The following is a 235-nucleotide window of genomic DNA, read 5'->3' on the forward strand; positions in this document are numbered from 1 at the left end:
GGTATGGGACCATCGATTTTACGGGATTATCTACTGCTTTCAACTTCATGTAAGGCAGTTTGGAATTCTCTACTGGCGCATACCCCATACGAGCAGGAAGGCTTAGCAACGGACAATGCACATCGACATGCTGCCCCGGGCCAAGTATCGCAAAGACACCCGCAACACACTCCACCAACTCAGCTAAACGCAACTATGCTGGCGGTACCTGTAAAATGATACATGCGCCAGTCTG

1 pseudogene is annotated in these 235 nt (G+C 50.2%); it reads right to left on the reverse strand.

Annotated features, from left to right (window positions below):
- A pseudogene (locus tag KB213_RS12350) lies at positions 1-193 on the reverse strand (hypothetical protein); the annotation flags it as partial.
- Positions 194-235: the final 42 nt, after the last annotated feature.

Source organism: Neokomagataea anthophila (genome assembly GCF_018122595.1).
GTDB classification, from domain to species: domain Bacteria; phylum Pseudomonadota; class Alphaproteobacteria; order Acetobacterales; family Acetobacteraceae; genus Gluconobacter; species Gluconobacter anthophilus.